The organism is Legionella clemsonensis (assembly GCF_002240035.1).
GTDB classification, from domain to species: domain Bacteria; phylum Pseudomonadota; class Gammaproteobacteria; order Legionellales; family Legionellaceae; genus Tatlockia; species Tatlockia clemsonensis.
In genome coordinates, this window is sequence record NZ_CP016397.1 from 3,078,754 (window position 1) to 3,099,727 (window position 20,974).

The window sequence follows — 20,974 nt, forward strand, 5'->3', positions numbered from 1 at the left end:
GAAAAATAACAATTTATTATGAGGAATACCCTAAATTATCCCTGGCTTCGGCTTTTTGTTCATTAAGTATGTGAATAAAATTATCTAATTTTAATTGCGCTAATTTCGTCAAAAAAGTTTCATTGGTATGTTGCGTATGCTGAGTTTGATTGTAATAGTTTCTAATCTTTTGCATATCCTCATAAGAAATGGAGGCATTAGCGATCGCTGCCCCATTTTTCAAAAGATAAAGGCGAGAGTAATAGGGAGAATCTTCCGGCTGTAACGTTACCTCAATAGAATCACTTAATTTAAAAATAAGTTGCTCTTGCTCTTCTCTTGAGTTTATTTTCTCAAATAATCTAAACATGATAGCTTCCACCATTTTTTAAAGTTTAGCAGGATTTACGTTATCTTTTTATTTTACTGTGTAAAAATGTAGACATAAGCGTCACTAGTATAACATTTTTGCATATAAAATAAGCAATTAACCTCCTCATTTCTTAATGACAACAGATTTGTCTCTATTCTTTTATAAATAGCCCACTCAAGCTATAATTCCCATCTTTTATCGCTAAAGGAATATTATGATAAGCAAGGGCAACAAGATTATGACCCAACCTGCTTCTCAAGATCCTGAAAATAGTCATTTAATACATCGCGCCCAAAGTGACGGTAGGTTAAGACAAGCGCAATTAAAAATGGTAGACATGCTGAAGGTAATTGACAAGATTTGCCAGAAGCATCAACTTGATTATTGGCTTGAAGGGGGAACACTTTTGGGAGCAATTCGTCATCAAGGGTTTATTCCCTGGGATGATGACCTGGATATTTCCATGCCTCGAGACAGCTATGAAGCTTTCTTAAAACTTGCGCCTTCTGAAATTCCACCTCATATGCATTTGCAAACAGCCACTACCGATCCAGGTTATTTTAATTTGTCTGTGCCATTAAAAATAAGAGATCGAAAGAGTCGTTTTATTGAAATTCATGAAACAGGTTGTGAATCCTATCAGCAAGGCATTTTCATTGATGTCTTCGTTTATGATGCCCTGCCAATAGATTCAAAACAGCGTAAACGCGATAAATGGTTGGCCAAAAAGCTGTTGCGTTTACTAAGCCACAAATGTAGTTCTGTGCAAATGGGTCATCATGCAAGGATTTATGCTGCTATCGGGAGTTTAATTCCGAAGACTTATTTGGAAGCGAAGCTGCAAGACCTTATTGAACTAGCAAAAATTAGCGATAGCCCCTATCTAGGTTATGGTTATGATTGTGTTAACACTAATCTTGTAACTCGTGATGATATTTATCCTTTAAAACGCGTGACATTTGAAACGGGCCAGTTTTTGATTCCCAATAGAGCAGAAGCCATTTTAACCCAACTGTATGGCGACTATATGACTTTGCCACCTGAACAGGAGCGCAAAATGAAACACTGTCGTGAATTAATACCTGAACTTGATGAGGTAGAAGGATGAATATCAAACTGATCATTTTTGATTTGGATGGAGTTTTAGTTGATTCAAGAGAGCATCATTTTGTTGCTTTAAACAGAGCATTGGCTGAAGTAGACAATCGCTATGTGATTTCTCCCAAAGAGCATTTGCAACTCTTTGATGGGTTAAGCACCCAGCGCAAATTAGACTTACTCTCAGAACAGCGTGGTCTGGATCGACACTTGCATCCTCTCATTTGGGAAAAAAAACAAAAACTGACTTTTGAAGTTATTGATGAATTACTTGAACCCAATCCTCATATTATTGCGCTCTTTAAACAACTTAAAGCGGATGGATTAAAAATTTATGTCTGCTCCAATTCTATTCGTGAAACAGTTAAGCTCATTTTGCTTAAACTGAATTTAATGAAGTATGTCGATTATTTTATATCAAATCAGGATGTCATTTCACCAAAACCACATCCTGAAATGTATTGGTTAGCAATGATTAAAGAAAAGGTTTTGCCCAAAGAAACATTGATTGTTGAGGATTCTTATGTGGGTCGTACAGCCGCTATTTCTTCGGGAGCAAATTTATGTGCGGTAAAAAGTCCGGCAGAAGTCACGATTTCAAAAATCTATCATGACATGCACCGCAATGTGAAATCAGCAGAATGGCATGATGAATCCTTAAACGTATTAATCCCTATGTCAGGCGCAGGTAGCCGCTTTGTCAACGCAGGTTTTACCTTTCCCAAGCCCTTAATCAGCATTAATGAAAAGCCAATGATTCAGCTTGTTATTGAAAATTTAAATGTGCGTGCGAATTTTATTTTTATCGTTCGCCGTGATCATTATGAAACTTATAATTTGGAATCGATGCTAAAAATTATCGCACCAGGTTGCAAAATTGTGATTACTGATCAGGTTACTGAAGGAGCTTGCTGTAGTACTTTACTTGCTGCTGAATACATTAATAATGAAGCTCCCCTGCTTATTGCCAATTCAGATCAATTCATCGAGTGGGAAAGCGGCGCATTTTTTCATGCCATGAATTCACCAAATATTGATGGTGGCATTTTAACCTTTGAAAGTACTCATCCAAAATGGAGTTATATCCGCCTGGATGAGCATAATAATGTAACCCTGTTGCGTGAAAAAGAAGTGATTTCAAATCAAGCAACAGTCGGGATTTATTATTGGGCGCGCGGCAAGGATTATGTTCGCTATGCTAGGCAAATGATAGAGAAAAATATTCGCGTGAACAACGAGTTTTACGTTGCGCCCGTTTATAATGAAGCCATTGCTGATGGCATGAAATTTAAAGCCTATGTCGTTGATAAAATGTGGGGATTAGGTACACCTGAAGATTTACAACATTTTCTTCACGCTTATCACTTAGAGAATAAGGAGCCTTGCTTTTAACTGGAATGAAGAGATAGAGCATTTAAGGTTGCTTTCTCAATATAGCCTGAATTATTTTTACTGCTACCATCAGTAGAAGCAATGAACACGATCTCGTTATTTTTTCCTCCAAGAGTGCAATCAAAAGGAGAATAGAGCGTTTTTATGTGGGCTAGGCAATCACCATTGGCATCGATACAGAGAACTTCTTTTTTCCCAGGTGATGCTACCCAGACCGCATTTTGTTTTGCATCAAAGGAAATACCATCGGGGTAATGGCGATTTAAATTTTCAGGAACCCCATTTTCATCAAAGCTCACCTGAAAGCCTAAATCATCAAATTTAACCCATGGTCTTTGATTTACTAATGTATGATTTTTATCAATATCAAATAAGGAAACAGTGGCAGCGAAGGTTTCAGCGACTATTACATGCGTGTTATCTGGAGTTACTATAATACCGTTGGGATAGCCCACATTCCTTGCAGCGACCTTGAGTTTACCATCTGGAAGAACCATTAAGATATTTGATTTCACCGGTTTTACTTGATGTGCAGGATAAAAACCTGAAGCGCTTAAATAAACGACATCATCTTTAGAGACAGCAAAATCATGACAATAACCTGGTGCAGCTATCGCAAGTGATTGATAAACGGATAAGCTATCATGCTTATAGTGTAACAACGCCCTGCTTTTTAGAGAAGTTATCAATAAACTATTATCGGATAACCATCCTAATCCGACAGGTGTATCAACAGAAATTTTTTCAATAAGCTGACCTCTTTCAGAAAAACAATAGACTGCGTTTCCCCATAAATCACAGAACCATAGGTTATGGTTATGCCATCTTAAACCTTCAGTAAATTGAAAACCCTCAAGAAAAAGCGCTGTATTGAGTACGTCCATTCAATTTCCAAATTGATAGTTGTTAAATTCGGTACAATTGACAATAACTTAACAACAGTGATATAAAAAAATCATCTTCTCTATTTCTACTCATCATGTTACGACATTGTATTTTTTTTGTTATGGTTTTTATTGCAAGTATGAGTTTGGCGAAATCTTGCACAATAGATAGAAGCTGTTTAAAACTTTATAATCAATATCCACAAATTGCTAGCATTAAATGCAATGGGCTAAGCAACGTATCTGCTACAACGCATACCCTAGCCTCCGTTCAATTAGATTTAGCCTACGGCGATGGACTCGGTGCCCCAGAACCACGAACCATTTACTGCAAATTAGATTATGCTGCCGAGCAACCAACAAGAGAGTTTAATTTTTATAATCCTTATTGGGGTTCAGTGCTTGAATTTACGTTGATCGCTGAAAAAAAACTGGAAGTACGAGTTATAAACGGCTGGGGTTCTAGAAATGAAACGCATTATACATTTAGTTGGTAAGTCACCCTTAACCAATCAAACCTCATAAATCTGGTTAGAAAATTTATGGCAACTAAATTTATCTTAAACAATAAATTTATTCCATTCACCATAAGATGAAACAATTTTTCCCCGTGGAATACATAAAATAAACAGCAGTATTCCACAAATTAAACTGGCAACAGTTGCAGTGCCACTAACACCATATGCAAAGGGCGTAATTAATAAAGCCAGTGCAAAAATCACATTAAGAAACCGTACCGCTCGTACCACTTCTGCCAATGCTATTACAGTCACCGTGATAATTAATGATCCAAGTAAATGATCAGCATTGGCCATCCCTCCTGATGTACCCAAAGTAATCCTGGTAAACATTAACCACACTCCAATGATTAAACAGAGAATAAGATTCCAGGGTAAACTGACCCCACCTTCCAGCGTTTGCCAAATTATTTTCCAGGGCGATTGTTCAAAATTATCCTGAACTTTTTTCTTACCATTTTCATTATCATCACTATCACCCACTAAAAAAATACGCAATAAAGGCCGACCTGCCTTCCATCTACGCCATAAAAAGACACTCGTCGCAACTAGCTCATCAAATGAATAGGGAACTTGCATCAGCATAGCAACAGCTGCAATGAGACAGAGTGTACACCAGGTATCAAGCACTATCGGTTGTATGATAATAAAGGTGATTGAAACGACACCTAACGGAACGATTAAAATACCAAATAATAAGACTAACCAAGGCATGGTACGCCAACGATTAACGCCACCTATTATCCCTGTTACAATTTCAAGAAGATAGACCATTGCGCCAAGTCCTGCATCAGGAACTGGCCAGGCTTCTGAAACAGAAGAGGTAATAATTTCTTCGGTACCATTTTTGTCGTCAGGTAATGCGCCTGCAAAAAAAGGGTCCCACACCCTGTCTGTATGACCAAGTTGGTAAGCCGCCAAATAGCGAGAAATAAATAACCCAATAAAAGCCAAAACAATAATCGGTAACCGTTGAAAGTAGCTCGACGGGGAAAAATCCCAGCCAGGCGGAATATCCGGGCCTGTAAGCATGGCGTTAGGGGCGACACCAGCAAATGGACGCAGGCACACTGAAAAACCAATGATAAATGAGCCTATCAGAGTATCATTCAAATACGCAGCTGCCGTGGGAGCCCAGAATACAAGCGGTGCCGTGATTATCCAGCAGCCAACGCCTGCGCATAACCACCTTGCCCACGCAAGGCGCCACGATAACGCTAAACAAGCGAGCAATGACACCGCCGCCCCACTCACCATGTCACTGATGACTAGGGCGTTAGATTCATAACCTAAACTAATGGGCGAGGCAATTAGCCAAAAGCCCAAAGCAATGGTTATAAAATAAGCCCATAAATTTTGCTGATGTTCGGTGCGAAATAGCGTTTCATAGTGTTCTCGTGAAACATCGACTTTTGGAGGTAACGATTCCAACCAATCCGGTAAATTTAAACCATTGTTTTTATACCACTGCTTTGGATTTGCTTTTAACGCATTAATTATTTTCGGCAATGTTTCATAGATAGAGTGCTTAGGCACCCAATGCAGCTTCTTTCGTGCCTTTTCAATGTTCAAATCATAATGATCCGAGGCCCTATCAATCATAAAGGGTCGTATGAAAGGTTTTTCTCCTTCATCAAAATCATCTGGGACTAACGGTTCTAATTTATTCTGTACAGCTGCCGCCGCCTTAGCCAGAGGGGAGGGAATATTTAAAAGGTCCCCATCCTCACCATGAATCAAACAGCTGATTCGCTCCTGTAGTTCTTCATAACTAAATACCTCTGGTTCTCCTCCTAGCATAATTTCTTCTGCAGGTAACTCATTACGATGCTCAAGCGCTTTCTTGAAGAGATTAATCATATCTTCTTGATGAATAAACGATTGCCCGGCATCAACATCACCAGAAAATAAATGACTCTTAAAATCCCGCTCGTAAACTCTGGCAATTTGGTTAGCAAGGGTGGGAATGCAGGTAGAATTATCATAAACCCCAGCGAGTCTTAGAATGAGGTAGGGAATAGCACCATGTTCCTTTTGAATAATTTGCTCGGTACGCCACTTGGATTTAGGATAAGCCCATTTAGGGTCAATGGAAGAATCTTCATTAATTGTTTGACCTGGTTTGCCAGGTTTATGCACGAGCATCGTGCTGGAAAAAATAAATCGTTCTACTTCGAAATCTTGCAAAACCGCCAGAAGCTTTTGTGTCCCTTTAACATTAACTGCGTCATACAGTGGTGAATTTTCGCCTGTAAAATCAAAATAGGCAGCAAGATGAATCACTGCAGCAATGTGATTGCCATATTTTTCCCTGAAATGCTTAAAGGCTGATACTATTGAAGGTTTGGACGTTAAATCAATTTCGAAGTCACTGCCACTTCCTGCCCTATCGAAACCTACAACATGATAATCGTCTTTTAACTGGCTTGTTAAGGCAGAGCCAATATTCCCAGCGGAGCCGGTGATAATAACAATTGGTTTCGTTCCTTTGCTGATCATCGCTTCTATCCAATCCCTTGTTTGTTGCAATTATAGCATTCAGCGCTGTTTTTGCTTCGCTCTGGTTAAAGCGAATGATCTAAACTTTGTATTAGAGTACTTAATTAGGTTACAGGATGAAATCAGCGACAGAGGTGCTTATTGTTGGTGCAGGTCCTACGGGGTTAATGCTAGCTTTAGAACTTGCTCGTCAAAAAATTAACTTTCGCATTATTGATAAAAAAAGTGAGACTTCCCAGCATATCAAAGCAACTGCTGTTTCGTCAGTAGCACTTGAAGGTTTTGGTGACTTTGATTATGCAACGCCTTTTATAAAAACAGGAAATCCAACCCATGCCCTTGTTGTCTATGCTGAAAATAAATTGATTACTCATGCCCCCTGGGTAGGTATAGAATCAAAATATCCTTGTTATTTTTTAATCGGTCAGAATTATGTCGAAAAATTTCAGGAGCAATTATTAAATCAGTTAGGCGCTCATGTGGAATGGGGAGTAGAATTTAAAAACTATGTCGATAAAGAGAATTATATCGAGGCGAGTGTACAAGGCCAACAAACAGAGGTAATTCATTGCAACTATCTCATTGGTTGTGACGGCTCCCATAGTTCGGTACGCAAAAAGGGCAATTTTGTAAGCAAGAGCAAAAAATATCCTTCGCATTATATGGTGGCAGACTTAGTCGTCCATGGTGATTTTAATCCCGGGCACTGGTATTTCTTTTTAGCAAAAAATGGCTTCGCCTCAATCAGTGGATTACCCGATAACCGTTGGGGAGTGCTTGTCTCCTTGCCTAAAACCGAAATTTATGAAAAAGGCCGACAACCTACCCTTGAGGAGTTGCAACAATATTTTGACGGACTATCACCCATTCCGGGTCAACTATCCGATCCACGCTGGATCTCCCATTTTCATACTTATCTAACATCAGTTGATACCCGCCAAAAAGGACGCGTCATTTTGTGCGGCGATGCCGCTCATCAAGTAAGCCCACTTACCTCTTTAGGCATGAATTCAGGCTTGCTCGATGCTCGAAATTTAGGTTGGAAACTGGCCTTGGAATGCCAGGGCGTCTCGGCAAAAGGATTATTGGAGAGCTATCAAGAGGAACAAGAGCAAACTATAAAACCGGCAAGACTATTATCCGATATGAATGAAAAATCTTTTTCAATGACCGGCATTATCTCACGTGAGTATCGCGATCACCTTACTGAGCTTATGATGCAACTTGAGCCTGCCAAAAAATATTTCGGTGGCTTATTATCGCAAACTAAAGTAAGCATGACTAAAAGTCCCATCGTGGATGAATTTATCGGCTTACCAATCCATTGGTCTTCAACAGAGCATTTATCAGCAAATAGTTCTTGCTTGCGCGCTTGGGCAGAGTTTGGGAAAGGACCTCGCGCAGGTGAAAGAGCGCCAGATATTTATGCGGCCACTACCAGCAAACAAGATAATACCCAGTGGCTCTTTGAAAAACGATTGGCAGGGAAACATGGATTATTTATCTTTTTAACCAGCAATAATCCTTCTGATGACCTAAAGAAAACAATTCATGAGCTCTTAGAGAATATCAAGATCCAATATGGTTCATGGATAAACGCTTATTTAGTGGTGGATAAGAAGTCTACTATAGAAAATACGGGGCTTGCTGAAATAATTATTGATAAGGACCATAAAATTCATGAACGCTATGGTGCCGCTGGGGAATGCCTCTACTTAATCCGTCCTGATCAGTTTGTAGGTTTTCGCAGTATTCCTTTACGCTGGGACAAGCTTAAATCGCATTTACAAACCATCTTTTATAAGTGAATTGATACGGCCCCGCAAACCTATACACCAACCTTATGTACCCTAGTGATTACCGTCAATAACCCCTATGCGTTTCTTGAATAGGGGCATGGCTGTTCTGCTTTAGAGTTTATCAGATAAGATTTATTTTATCTCGTTAAGACCGTCATTCACAGGAACTCTTTTTAGTGCTTCTGAGATTTTAGGAGCATAGAGACTTTGAGACAATAATGGTGATTTATTAGCTTAACCGATGATGGCAACTTAGATGCTGCTTCCTTATCAAGGATAATTGTAATTCATGAGCATATAAAGCGCTTGCCGGAATATCTTGATTCGGTGAAGAAACCCAATTAAGAGTAGCGATAATATTTAAACGACCTGCACCTCCGGTTACTCATAGCTATAAATATCTTGAACCTACGCTTTTTTCACGGTAAAAATATTTCACTGCAAAAGCCACAATTTACCAAATGAGTAGATGCAATTTTTTTATTTCCTTTAAAATAAGTAAAATTTTTTTAACTAGAGAAGAAAGGATTCTACATGTTAAGAATAATAGGCAAAATAATTGCGATTTATTTGCTGTACTCATTTGCACTTTATGCAGCCCCTCCTAATACTGATTATTCGCCAACATCCTATGTGGGAACCACAGGACGGTTTCAAGTTTCAAGTCCGCTTACCTACAATTCCGCTTTTTCGTTATTAGGTGAAGGAGGAACTAGAAATTTACGTTTTAATGCCACATTAGGCTGGTATATTCAAGATAACCAACTGCTTGCCCTATCTGGGGAATTCCTAAGACAAAATATTACCTATTCTTTCTTTTCAGGTAATAGCAGAGAATGGGTTAAACAAGGCGCCTTGGGCACATATTATAAATATGCTCTTCCACAATATCGTTTGTCTCCAGAAGTGAAGCTTGGGGGAGGCTACTCTCATGCACCTAATAAAAATCTAGCGACCAAAGCGGGAAGTTTTTATGATGAAAACGTCTTAATATTGTATACAAACGCACGCCGTATTGCAGGTTCAGATGCTTATTATCTTAATCCGAGCATTAGCATAAGCCCTTGGAGCGGCTCTAGGATAGGGGCTGAACTAAATTATGATAATGTTAATTATGATGAGTTGTACATCAGCAACCACGATGCAGATGGATTTGGAGGTACTTTTCGTATTAGTCAACAGCTCAGTGAAAGAACTGACTTAAATTTAACTTCAGGATTTCGTAGACCTTTTAATGCTTACTCTGGCAGTATAAATCATAGACCAATGGGCTTTCCTAATTGGTCGATTGGGGTATTCGGCCTCTATGTAGACGGTAAACATGCCTTGCCGAATACCTACAACCTCGGCGTAAGTGTCAGTTACACAGTAGACCAAAACACTCTGACGCCAGGTATTGCAAGCAGTGATGAGATAAATAGAACTCGCTTAATGCGTGAGCCAGTAAAACCTGCTATTTATCTGCCACAGGTTTTAGCTATCGCTGATGAAAGAGTGACTCTTTTTGTTCCACCATCGCCACCTCCGCCACCTCCACCACCACCTCCGCCACCTCCACCACCTCCTTGCCTACCACCTTCGGTAATAGGTGTTATACCGGATCAAGAAGTATTTGCCCCCGGAACAGCGGATATAGCCACAGCTCAGGCTTTTAGTGGCGAGGATTTAACTTTCTCGATGGAAACAACAAATCCATCTCCAAGTACAGTGACGATTGATCCTGCCACTGGTGTGGTTACTGTAAATGCTGAACCCAATGAAGTCACAACGTCATTTACTGTAACCGTCACTGCGACAAACGAGTGTGGCTCAGCTTCAACATCATTTACTGTTACAGTACCCGTTGCCGCGTGATCAAAACTTTGATCAATTATTAGCAAATAGTCCCGGGAGTACATAAGGTCATAAGCCGGGACTAAATAACAGGCCAATCTTCGTGCAATACTGCTAACTGATAAACTAAGCTCTGTAAATAATACAGGTGTTCCAGAGGGAATTAGACCCTGGTGAAGATTGATTATTTACTGCCTCCAGAGAAAGCAAATAAAGGAACTAGACTTTGGAAGCCAACATCGTGATTTCATGAACTTGTTTGCAAAAAGTTTCTTTAATTAGCAATAAACTAAAAGCGAACCCCAACAAAATGAAAACTATCATTATTGAAAAATTTGTTTGATAGTTAAGGAGTAAAGGATAAGTTGATGCACTTCTCTCAAGTAGATTGCCAATTAACGGGGCACTAATGGCACCAAAAAACATAATTAAAGTATTATTAAAAGCAAGCCCTATCGTGAGATAACTATACTGGCAGTATTCACTAATGATGGCAAAGCCTATACTCTGGCCGCTGGCACCAATACCAAGTAGAAAAAAAGATAACATGATGCCTGCTTGATTAAGCGGGAAATAAATAATAACACTCAAACTTAAGAGGACCAAACAGGTACTAAAGAGCATAACAGGTTTTCGTTGTTTTAATTTATCAGATAAATATCCCAAAACAGGACATCCTAGGGCATAACCTAACCATGAAACAGTAATCAGGTAAGCTGCGAACGTGGCAGAATATCCTTTCGCCATCAAAAAAGAGGTTCCTTCATTTTCTGATAAATATTCCAAAGAAAAATAAACACTTGAGGAATAAAATCCTATCCACCAAATTTGTTTTTGACGAACGAGTCGATACAAATTGGAAAGTAGTGATGAGGGTCTTGCCAACACATAAAAAGAAGTGGTTGTTTCCCTATTTTTTTCGACAAAACAACACACAAGAACAGCAAATGCCACTCCTATTAACGCAAGGACGACAAATAATTCACGCCACCCAAAAAAATTAGCTTCTAAAAGGGCATTTAAAGGACCTGCAGCAAGCATAGGCCCTAGAGTACCTATAAATTGCGATAAGCCAATAAAGAAAGCAATGTTTTTTCGCGGTAGCCAATCATAAACAGCCAGTAATAAGCAAACAAAACCAAAAGAAGATCCCAATCCCATCAGCAGTCGAAAGAATAGCGCCATTTTATAGTCATGGATTAACGCAAAACCCAAGTTTGAAAATGCACAGATAAGCGCAGCAATCAAGAGAGTTTTCTTCAAACCATAGCGATCCGCGATAATTCCCACCGGCAACTGCATCAATCCATAAATAATTTGATAAGCAGTTGAACTTACTATGGCAAATTGCACTGCAGACAAATGCAAATCCTTCATCAGAGAAGATTGAAAGGTACCCAATACCGTGCGCAGAAAAAACTCATACAAAAAGAAAAAAGCACAGATAAGCCAAATGATAAGGCCACGAATCGTCATATAATGGCTCTCAAAGTGTTTCGTCAATGAATGTTTCGCTCCATGCCTCTAAAGCAGTTTCAGCTCGATTATTGTCGATAAATGAAGCGATTTTAAAAATAGACTGACCCTCATGAATAAGAGGGTGACGATTGATACCGACTACAATACCATCCGATGGTGCTTTGATAGACTCCATTTTCCCTGCTCCGAAAGGATCATTAATTAATCCTATAATTTGCTTTTTGTGAATGCGCTGACCTAATTCAACCTGGCTTTTTAGTACCCCACTCATATGAGAATAAATCCAATCCTGATCTTCTGAAAAAACAGGCTTGAAACCCTCTGTAGCCTCTTCATTACAAGCTGGTAACATAGCCAGTGCCTGCATCACCCTGTAAATACCATTCAACCCGAGAGAGATTGCAGATTCATTAAAACGCAATGCTTCCCCCGCTTGATAAATAAGCAAGGGAATATGAAGTTTTTCGGAAGTTTGTCGTAAGGAATGGGGTTTGGATTTCATATTGGTTATGACAGGGGCTGCGAAAGATTGCGCAAGCGCTTTACTTTTTGCATCCGATAAATTGCAGTATATTTGCGGCAAAATGTCATGGTTTAATGAACCGCTTTGTAATTCAATGCAGTAATCAGCCTTGGATAATATTTCCTTGGTAAAAACATGGGCCATTCTTTCCCCATAAGTTCCATATTTTTTTCCAGGAAAACAACGCTCGAGATTAATTTCGTAAGACAATGTTTTTAGATGATTTACTAATGACAGTACATTTAACACAGGAATAGCAATCAATGTACCGTGTAAATTTTTTAATCTCTCAGGACTTAACAAACGGTCAATGATTTCAAGGCCATTTAATTCATCGCCTTTTAATGCAGAAAAGATAAGCATGCAGGGGCCTGCCTGTTTGCCATGAACCACTTTAATAGGCATATAAAAGGAAGTACATGAGTATAATTCCGGGAGAGGGAGCGCTAGATTGGCCACTTCACCAGGATGTATTGTTGCGTCACATATAGTCAGATTAGAATTCTTCATAGAATAAAATGCCGGTATTAACCTCACATTGGTTGTAGACTGAAATTCAGTTTAACAAATTTACTAAAATGGTGCAAAAACCATCAATTTGATGTTTTTTGCATAATCCTTGTGCTCTTGTCAGTAGTAAATCAACACCGTTTTATATTTTATGACATTGAAACCAATATTCCAGCAGACCGACTTGCCATAATTTGGAGATGCCGGAAGGAGTAAAATTTTCCTCTGACTGGGTAAATAAATTTTCAATTGCTTGACTATTGAAAATACCTCGGTGCTTTATATTCTTGGGCGAAAGTACTTCCCGCATCAACTCTAAGGTGCTTCCCTCTAAATATTTTAACGCAGGGACAGGAAAATAGCCCTTGGGACGGTCAACAATCTGTTTTGGGAGCATTGTACGTCCCAATTGTTTTAATATGTACTTGCCCCCTTGAGGCAATTTATATTGCAAGGGAATGGAAAAAGCATGATTAATCATCTCTTCATCTAAAAAAGGAACCCTTGCTTCAAGACTTGCAGCCATGGTCATATTGTCAACGCGACTTAAGGGCCCGTTTGCCAGTGCAAAAGTACTTTCATAGTTAAGCAGGTTATCAATTAAATTAGCAGAACCATTTTTTTGGCACAGTGCCTCTAAAAAAGAAAGTGCATGACATGGCGTGTGAAAGTCTGGCATTACAAGTTGTTGGTACTCCTTAAAAGAGCGATCGGCTATTCTGTCAAAAATAAGCTGTGCTGTATCTGAGGGCTGGGTATGATGTTCATTTATCGTTTGAAACCAGTGATAGCCAGCAAAAATTTCATCTGCTCCTTGACCGGAAAGCACGACTTTAACTTGCTTGGCAACTTCTTGCGACAATAAATAAAAGCCAATATTGTCATGACTTAACATAGGCTCTGACATGGCAGAGACACAGCCAGCCAGAGAGTTAGCCAGTTGTTTATTTGAAATAAAAATTTGACGATGCTTTGTATTAAACGCTGAAGCAATTAAATTGGAATAGGAAAATTCATCACCCGCTTCACCATTAGTACTTTCAAAGCCAATGGAAAATGTTTCAATTTCTTTTTGGCCAAGCATAGAGGCAACCGCCACTAGCAAGGAGGAATCTAGACCTCCAGACAGTAATATTCCCACAGGCACATCGGCGGCTAATTGACGTTGCGTTACCGACTTTAAGACCTCACAGGTTTTGTTTATCCAATAGCGTTCATCATGATGACGTTCCGTTTTACTATCATTAACGTGCAATTGCCAATAGGTTTCTTCTTTAATTTTTCCATCAGGCTGCACCGTCATGATAGCGCCTGCAGGAAGCTTTTTTACCCCTGATAAAATGGTAAGTGGTTCAGGAATAGCATGAAAGGTTAGATAATAGTGCAGTGCAATTTTATCAATTGCGGTGTCAATATCGCCAAACTCAATCAAGGCTGGCAAGGTTGAAGCAAATTTAAATCCGCTAGTAGCATTAGCACTGTAATAAAGCGGTTTAATACCTAAGCGATCGCGAGCCAGTATCAAGTTTCCTGTCTCCTGCTCCCAAATTGCGAAGGCAAACATACCACTTAGCCGATAAACACAGTTTTTTCCCCAAGCATGGTAAGCTTTGAGAAGAACTTCGGTATCACTGTCTGAGGCAAAAGAATATCCTTTTGCTGCCAACTCTTGACGCAATTCCAAAAAATTATAGATAGCGCCATTAAAGACCAGAGCCAATCCTAAATCAGAATCAACCATGGGTTGCATGCCGCGATTGGATAGATCAAAAATTTTTAATCTTCGATGGCCAAGTGCTATGCCCTTAGTGAGATATATTTGACCATCATCAGGACCACGACTAAACTGTTTATGCATCGCTTTTTCCAGATTATAGAGAGGAATATTTTTCTTATTGAATTGGAATTCACCTGCAATACCACACATAGCAAGACACCTCCTGTGTTGATGATGTTTGAGTTGCTAAATTACTAGCACATTGAAAAAATTATAGTAAATGCGCTCGATAATAATCGAGCTCTCACTATTATTTGAATATAAATTGTCTAATTAATCAAATAATTAATTTTATCCACATCCGCAGTAGAAATATGAGCAACAAAAAATCAAGCTTTTAAGCAAACCTTAAGGATTGTTTGTTAGGCTGTTGGCAATTTACGATTTTTGACAACAATGAGGGCTTAATATGCTATACGTCATCGTAAACTTGCCACCACAAATCCCATTTAATCCTTTTGTTTCCCCCAATCTCTTTGATGTATTTAATCAAATAAAAAACCTATCCAGGCAGGGACCTCATTCCTATATTACCTATGAAACGAATTCTCAAAAAGTTAATGAGTATATCAGCAATGTAGCGACGAGACCTTCTCGATGTGTTGTTTTAAAGATGCAAGGAAACCATCGCTATGAGATACCTCAGCAACGTATAGAATTTATGCATGCTCTAGACAAGGCAGATTTTTATGTGGGTGCTTTTCACAAAGCCATTCCCTTACCGAAAGTAGCAAAATCGACGGCCTCAGTAACCTCAAGTCCACCTGCAAAACAATCAGCAGGATTCGCTAAAGCAGTGCGCTATCCGTCTGGCCAACAAAGACTACTTAACCTAAGTCGCTCTTCTCTAAAATTGCCATTAGATTACGCACAATCTTACAGCTCATTACCAATTACCCCTAAAATTGTAAGTAGAAAGACTGAGCGTCAAAGCCCTACGTCAATAAACAAAGGTTCAAAGCCCGTCGTACCTCAAGCACCACGACAACAAATTCCTTCCGATAGGCCAGTGCAACCCGCTCCAAATCGTGTTGCCCCCCCACCACGTCCACCAATTCCACCAAGGGCGGTAATTCCTCGACAAGAAGTAGAAGCTATTCGAGCACCTCTCCCTGAAATTCCTGTCGCAGCACTTCCTGTACAACCCGTTGGCCCTTTAAGTCATGTGCCTTATCCTGATATAGCTTTAAAAGCAACAGCAACGAAGGCCGCAGAAAAATTGGGTGAAGATTTACCCATGGAATGCATGGATCCGATTACATTGGAGCCTCTTACTGATCCAGTAGAAATTAACCGTCGCGTCTATAATCGTGAAACACTTGAAGGTATGATTAAAGATGGACAATTTAATGATCCTTTTACCCGTGAGATAATTGATCCAGCCACAGCAAAACCGGCACCTTATATGCTCGAGGCCATTTCGCAACATATCGCTGTAATAAAGGGAGAGGAGCCTCCCTTAGTCGCTGATCATAAAGATAGTCACTGCATTCCTCTTAAGAGTTTATTCGAGCAATGGGAAGAAGTAAGAAAAGGACCTGCTAATTTATTATAAATTTTTATATTTAATATTCAATAAGTGTCATTCTCATGCAGTACGTGAGAATGACCTCCTTTAACCACTTTTACTATTTGATTGTTCATCTTCATGTCGTGACATTACATCGGATTAAACTCAAGTGTTAAATTTTAATTCCACTGGTAACCAATCGTGTCTAAACTAATGAGAGTAAAATTAATAATCGCTGAATAAGGACTAATATGAAAGAAAATTTTGTCCAAACCAATGACTCAGGCCTTTTTTTTACCAAAGATTTTTTCGAATTTTGTTTAAGAAAACAGTTTAACGACCCAGGTTTAACAGTTGAAGCCGTTAATTATGTGCCCTCAGCGAGCGAAAAGATGGCGCTTGAATTAAAACACCCCAAGAAGGGTGATCATCCCATTGGCGTGCAACGCTATAACCTCTCCTTGGTTAGGCAAAATCAAAAAGAAACGGTTTCTTTAATTATAAAGTCAAAGATCAGTGAGCAACAATATTTGCAAGCAATTACCCACGCTTTTGAAAAATGTGGTATTTCCACCACCACTCCTCTCTTAGACTATATGTCACAGCTTGAATTTATGAATGTAAACCGTAAGGAAGTTACCATTTATGAGATGCAAAAAAAATACGAGGCATTCCAACAATTTATGCCCACCTGCTATGGCTATTTTCTTGATGAGAAAGATGGCGCTTGTGTTCTTATACTGCAGTATCTTTCTGATGATTACTTATCATTAGATCCATTCAATGTGGAAAAATGGACGCAACCTGCTATTGAATCCTTCATTAACGCCGTTAGTCAATTGCATGCAGTCTGGTATGGTAGAACTAGCGAACTAAGCGGTTTCTCCTGTTTTAAAAACGTTTTAAATGCCAATAAAATGCAAGAATTTATGCCTTACTGGCAAGCGCTTGCAAGCGCTGTCGAGCATGCAGCCATACCATTCTTGAGTAAAACTGACTATGATTTACACCAGCAATGGATTCATACTATTCTTAAGTGGCGCCCCCACATTGATAATATGAAAAAAACCCTCGTGCAAAACGACTGTGTACCTAAAAATGTGGGGATTAATTTAAGTAGCAAATTCACAGAGGTTTACCTCTATGACTGGGAAATTGCTACTATTCATGTTCCGCAAAGAGATTTGGTGGAATTTTTAGCTTATGTGCTCCCCCACTCCTTTAGCAAAGAATTGCTCAACAGCTATATAGAACGTCATCGTCAGCAACTCACTTTGCACAACCAATATCCGATTGATGAAAAGGAATGGCATTTTGGCTTTCTCTACAGTGCTTATGATTATTTGATTCAACGGGTTTTGCCGCAACTCGTTTTTGAAAAATTAGAAGCACGGAATATTGAAACCGTTTATAAAAATACACGAAGGATGATTAATTTACTAACAGGAGAATAAGGTGACGCATATACGAGTAATTTTACCCGGTTATAATACTAAAGTGTTAAACATGGATATGTTAAAACCTTATATCACTCCTGAACTTGAATTAAGTATTGCCTATGTCAATGTGGCAGTTGACGCTGTTCGCCATGAACTCGACATGGCCCTACTTGCCCCAGGTTTAATCAAACAGGCAATGCTTGCAGAAAGGGAAAAGGTTTCTGCTATTGTCATTGACCTGATGGCCGAAATTGCCCTAGCTCCTTTACGTGAAGCAGTTACAATACCAGTGGTCAGTTTGCCTGAGGCTACCATGCATGTCGCAGCCATGATGGGACGTAAATTTGCCATCATCAACACTACGGAAGAGTTAACTGCCATTCAGGAAAATCTTGCAAGAAATTATGGACTTTGGGAACACTTGGCTTGCGTGCAAGGGATTCAGCTGGATCCCCATGCCGATTATACATCAGACAAAACGATTGAAAGTCTTGTTGAACAATGCGCGGACGCTGTTATTAAAAAGCAAGCAGATACACTTATTTTTGGTTCAGGACGACTTATTGCTTATCGTGACAAAATTAGCAAAGGGCTTAATGAACGAGGTATTGATGTGACCATCATTGAGCCGCTTCCTACGGGTATCTATTTTGCAAAATTTCTGGCGGATGCAAAAATCACTCACAGCAAACGAGTCTATCGCTCCCCTGACAGCAAAACTTTAAAAGTTTACGAAAAAATTCTCAGCGCTTTTAATTCTTCGGTTTAATGCAGATTCATGTGATGCATCCAAAAAAGATAAAACGTTGCGTAACATGAATTAATTATTCACCCGCCTGACGACATTCATTTTTAGTATTCTCTTTGCAAAGCTGCACACAATTAGTGTCCTCATTGCTTTCACATTTTTCAATGCATGGCTTAAGAATTCTTTGCACACAATCGTCCTGTGCATTGACTTGCTCTTGTCTATTTATTCCGTAATTAGTGGCTTGTGCTGGCAAGAAGACTGACAGTAGCAGCAGAAAAAAAATGAACTTATTCATAATTTCTTCCCTTTCTTTATTTTATTTAACTCTAGCATAGAGAATTGCAGACAGGACTCACTAATCTCTAAATCCTAATTCGACTAGAAGGCATGGGCCACCAGCAATTACATTCACCTGACTTTTTTTACACCGTTCAATGGCTTTCTCACTCTCAGCCCCTGGTTGCATCCAAATATTTTTAATTCCCTTTCTTATCGCTTCCTCAACTATTTTTTCTGTAACAGCAGCAGGAGTAATAATAGAAATACTCTCGACACTGGCCGGTAAATCACTCACATTGGCAACGGAGGCGATGCCTTCAATCATCGACTCTCCCGGATTAACAGGATAAGCTGTTTTACCGTTCTGCAGATAGCAACGTAGCACTTTGTTGCCAAACTTGTGTCGCCTGCTTGAAGCGCCTACAACACCATAAGCGTTTGAGGATAAAAACTGATTAATTTGTGTCTCTACATTCATTGGCGCAAATCCTTTCGCTTATTCCTATTAATCTAGCATAGCATGGAATTGTTTTTGCTGTATTTACCCTCTGCGTCTATGCTTCTGAGGAGTGGGGAATGGATTATTTTAACCACTTCAAAAGACACTTCAGGGAGGAAATATCATGTCCAAATGTGTAATTTTACTCATACTTTTAACAAGCTGGACTTTTGCCACGAGCACTCTGGCACGGCAAGCTGGCGGTGGCGAAGATCTCAAAGGCGTTTGCGAATTAGCAGGAGGTCGATGGGTTGGTTCTGAAAGTGGTAATTGGGCCTGCTGTTGGGATAATTGGGGTTGTTATGGCTGCGTGGATAGTGTCTGTAAAATGAAATGTGATACACAACGATGCCGTAAAGCAAATGGCATGGCTCGTCCAGACAGTAATAACGAAGTGATTATTAAAGGATTAGCCCCAGCTAATAGCAAAGCCCCCATCGTTCCGAAGAAGAAGGTAATAATAAAAAATCCTTCTCCAAAAACATTACAAAAAACACAGTAATGAATAAGTCTGATGCTAGGGTCTGTTGACATTTTTACTAGCATCAGCTCCTACAGCCAATTGCTGACTCTTTCTTTTTTTATAAAGAAAATAGATCAAGATAAAGCTTATCGCGAGTAATCCCGCTGACCACCAGGGACGAATAGCAAACCAGGCCATGGCGGTGACCACTGCCCACAGTAAAAGTCCACAAATAAATGCTATTAATCCTGTACCAAAACCCGCAATTGAACCTAAAACGGGAATCACGTCAGCCAATACTACAATGGGTTTTAAAATTAAAGAAAAACCTGAAATCATCATTAATAGCGAGAGGCCACGTAATAACCAGGTAAATAGTCGATTCTCAGTCAGTGCTTCCTGAATCATTTGCTCAGCAGATTGCTGGCCTGAAACAAGCAGTAATACAGGTTGTCCTGCTTTTGCCAGGTAAGCTTGCAAGGTATTTCCGGTTTGTTGGCCAATAATACTGACTGTTTGTGGTAAAGTTGCTGTGACAGAGATACGAATATCACCAATTTGAGGATTTTGATAATCTTTGCCGCCATAGAGCTGATCATTAATATAATGTACTGGCCTATTAAGTTTATTTTGTAGTGCTGTCGTATGTACCTTTTGCAGATCTACAGGTTGCCTACCACTAATTTTTGTTATCAGCTCAAAGGGTAATTGGAAATCACCTACCATCACGGTATTAGCATACCATTGGGTTGATTCAATTGGCATGGTCGCAGGATTTTCATGTCCAGTGGGATATCTAAACGGCGTGCTATCGATTAAGCGCGCTGACCACACTTTTTGGTACGTATAAGTGGTGGTTTGCTTTTCTGAACCGCCTAATTCAGATTCCGTTTTCGTTTCCTGGTTTTGCTTCCATTGGTACATTTCTACTTGCCGATGCAAACCAATGGCCTTTTGTGAAATTCCCAATACCGGATCACTCAAAATATCTTGGGTTGTTGCTAAACCGCTTAAATAAACCACTTTTAAATTATTTTCGGGATTAACAGGAGAGTTCGGCACTGGAATTACCATACGTTGTGCCTCTGCCAAAGACTGAGCGGTATGTAAACCGTGGCTTTCATTCCAAAATGCAAGAATAATGGCGCTGACAATGAGTATAATACCGCCTATTATTCCTAAAAAAGCATCTTTTATTCGGCTTCCCCAAGACTTGGTAACAATTTCTTCAGGCATATTCCTGCTCCTAATAGCATGTCGGAATAATATTACTCAAAGTGATAACGTAAGAAACATTTCCATAATTTCTGCAAAAGACGTGCCTAATACACGCACACACGAAAAATAATTATTAGCAGATTGGTTTTTA

Annotated in this window: 18 protein-coding genes; 9 read left to right on the plus strand and 9 right to left on the minus strand. The window is 39.4% G+C overall.

The window, feature by feature from the left end; genetic code table 11:
* Positions 1-16: 16 nt before the first annotated feature.
* Positions 17-349 (minus strand): hypothetical protein, encoded by a 333-nt coding sequence (locus clem_RS13760; RefSeq protein ID WP_094092068.1) that lies wholly within the window; start codon positions 347-349, stop codon positions 17-19.
* A 217-nt stretch (positions 350-566) separates the two neighbouring features.
* Here clem_RS13760 and clem_RS13765 point away from each other — a divergent pair, with 217 nt between their 5' ends.
* Both clem_RS13765 and clem_RS13770 read left to right on the plus strand, forming a co-directional pair.
* Positions 567-1,460: a LicD family protein gene (locus clem_RS13765; protein WP_232505500.1), complete on the plus strand. Its 894-nt coding sequence runs from the start codon at positions 567-569 to the stop codon at positions 1,458-1,460.
* Entirely contained in the window at positions 1,457-2,842 is a 1,386-nt protein-coding gene (locus clem_RS13770) for an HAD-IA family hydrolase (protein ID WP_094092069.1), read from the plus strand. The genes clem_RS13765 and clem_RS13770 overlap by 4 nt, the downstream gene beginning before the upstream one ends.
* Here clem_RS13770 and clem_RS13775 read toward each other — a convergent pair.
* On the minus strand, positions 2,839-3,726 hold the full coding sequence (locus tag clem_RS13775; protein WP_094092070.1) for an SMP-30/gluconolactonase/LRE family protein: 888 nt from the start codon (positions 3,724-3,726) through the stop codon (positions 2,839-2,841). The two genes, clem_RS13770 and clem_RS13775, sit on opposite strands and share 4 nt — an antisense overlap.
* Before the next feature lie 95 nt (positions 3,727-3,821).
* Here clem_RS13775 and clem_RS13780 point away from each other — a divergent pair, with 95 nt between their 5' ends.
* On the plus strand, positions 3,822-4,223 hold the full coding sequence (locus clem_RS13780; RefSeq protein ID WP_094092071.1) for a hypothetical protein: 402 nt from the start codon (positions 3,822-3,824) through the stop codon (positions 4,221-4,223).
* Between the two features lie 63 nt (positions 4,224-4,286).
* Here the strand turns inward: clem_RS13780 and clem_RS13785 are convergent, their stop codons facing one another.
* On the minus strand, positions 4,287-6,743 hold the full coding sequence (locus tag clem_RS13785; RefSeq protein WP_094092072.1) for a vitamin K epoxide reductase family protein: 2,457 nt from the start codon (positions 6,741-6,743) through the stop codon (positions 4,287-4,289).
* A 116-nt stretch (positions 6,744-6,859) separates the two neighbouring features.
* Here clem_RS13785 and clem_RS13790 point away from each other — a divergent pair, with 116 nt between their 5' ends.
* Both clem_RS13790 and clem_RS15015 read left to right on the plus strand, forming a co-directional pair.
* Positions 6,860-8,551: an FAD-dependent oxidoreductase gene (locus clem_RS13790; RefSeq protein WP_094092073.1), complete on the plus strand. Its 1,692-nt coding sequence runs from the start codon at positions 6,860-6,862 to the stop codon at positions 8,549-8,551.
* Positions 8,552-9,076: 525 nt separating this feature from the next.
* A complete protein-coding gene (locus clem_RS15015; protein ID WP_094092074.1) occupies positions 9,077-10,396 on the plus strand; it encodes a TonB-dependent receptor in 1,320 nt (439 codons plus the stop codon).
* A gap of 198 nt (positions 10,397-10,594) precedes the next feature.
* On the opposite strand, the gene clem_RS13800 is transcribed toward clem_RS15015, so the two are convergent.
* From clem_RS13800 to clem_RS13810, 3 genes are all read right to left on the minus strand, one after another.
* Positions 10,595-11,851, minus strand: a complete 1,257-nt coding sequence (locus clem_RS13800) for an MFS transporter (protein WP_094092075.1) — start codon at positions 11,849-11,851, stop codon at positions 10,595-10,597.
* A 10-nt stretch (positions 11,852-11,861) separates the two neighbouring features.
* The gene (locus clem_RS13805) at positions 11,862-12,887 is read right to left on the minus strand and encodes a succinylglutamate desuccinylase/aspartoacylase family protein (RefSeq protein WP_094092076.1); all 1,026 of its coding nucleotides are present in this window, start codon (positions 12,885-12,887) and stop codon (positions 11,862-11,864) included.
* A 142-nt stretch (positions 12,888-13,029) separates the two neighbouring features.
* Positions 13,030-14,814: an N-acetylglutaminylglutamine amidotransferase gene (locus tag clem_RS13810; RefSeq protein ID WP_094092077.1), complete on the minus strand. Its 1,785-nt coding sequence runs from the start codon at positions 14,812-14,814 to the stop codon at positions 13,030-13,032.
* 259 nt (positions 14,815-15,073) lie between these two features.
* Here clem_RS13810 and clem_RS13815 point away from each other — a divergent pair, with 259 nt between their 5' ends.
* From clem_RS13815 to clem_RS13825, 3 genes are all read left to right on the plus strand, one after another.
* A complete protein-coding gene (locus tag clem_RS13815) occupies positions 15,074-16,219 on the plus strand; it encodes a U-box domain-containing protein (protein ID WP_094092078.1) in 1,146 nt (381 codons plus the stop codon).
* 206 nt (positions 16,220-16,425) lie between these two features.
* Positions 16,426-17,628 (plus strand): 3-hydroxy-3-methylglutaryl-CoA reductase, encoded by a 1,203-nt coding sequence (locus clem_RS13820; protein WP_094092079.1) that lies wholly within the window; start codon positions 16,426-16,428, stop codon positions 17,626-17,628.
* Position 17,629: 1 nt separating this feature from the next.
* Positions 17,630-18,382, plus strand: a complete 753-nt coding sequence (locus tag clem_RS13825) for an aspartate/glutamate racemase family protein (RefSeq protein WP_094092080.1) — start codon at positions 17,630-17,632, stop codon at positions 18,380-18,382.
* Between the two features lie 55 nt (positions 18,383-18,437).
* Here the strand turns inward: clem_RS13825 and clem_RS13830 are convergent, their stop codons facing one another.
* Positions 18,438-18,659: a hypothetical protein gene (locus tag clem_RS13830; protein WP_094092081.1), complete on the minus strand. Its 222-nt coding sequence runs from the start codon at positions 18,657-18,659 to the stop codon at positions 18,438-18,440.
* 60 nt (positions 18,660-18,719) lie between these two features.
* Positions 18,720-19,121 carry a CoA-binding protein gene (locus clem_RS13835; protein WP_094092082.1) on the minus strand — a complete coding sequence of 134 codons (402 nt, stop codon included), beginning with the start codon at positions 19,119-19,121 and terminating at the stop codon, positions 18,720-18,722.
* A 145-nt stretch (positions 19,122-19,266) separates the two neighbouring features.
* On the opposite strand from clem_RS13835, the gene clem_RS13840 reads away from it, so the two are divergent.
* Positions 19,267-19,644 carry a hypothetical protein gene (locus clem_RS13840; RefSeq protein ID WP_094092083.1) on the plus strand — a complete coding sequence of 126 codons (378 nt, stop codon included), beginning with the start codon at positions 19,267-19,269 and terminating at the stop codon, positions 19,642-19,644.
* A 15-nt stretch (positions 19,645-19,659) separates the two neighbouring features.
* On the opposite strand, the gene clem_RS13845 is transcribed toward clem_RS13840, so the two are convergent.
* Complete coding sequence (locus clem_RS13845; RefSeq protein ID WP_094092084.1) at positions 19,660-20,841, minus strand: TMEM43 family protein; 1,182 nt, start codon at positions 20,839-20,841, stop codon at positions 19,660-19,662.
* Between the last annotated feature and the right edge of the window lie 133 nt (positions 20,842-20,974).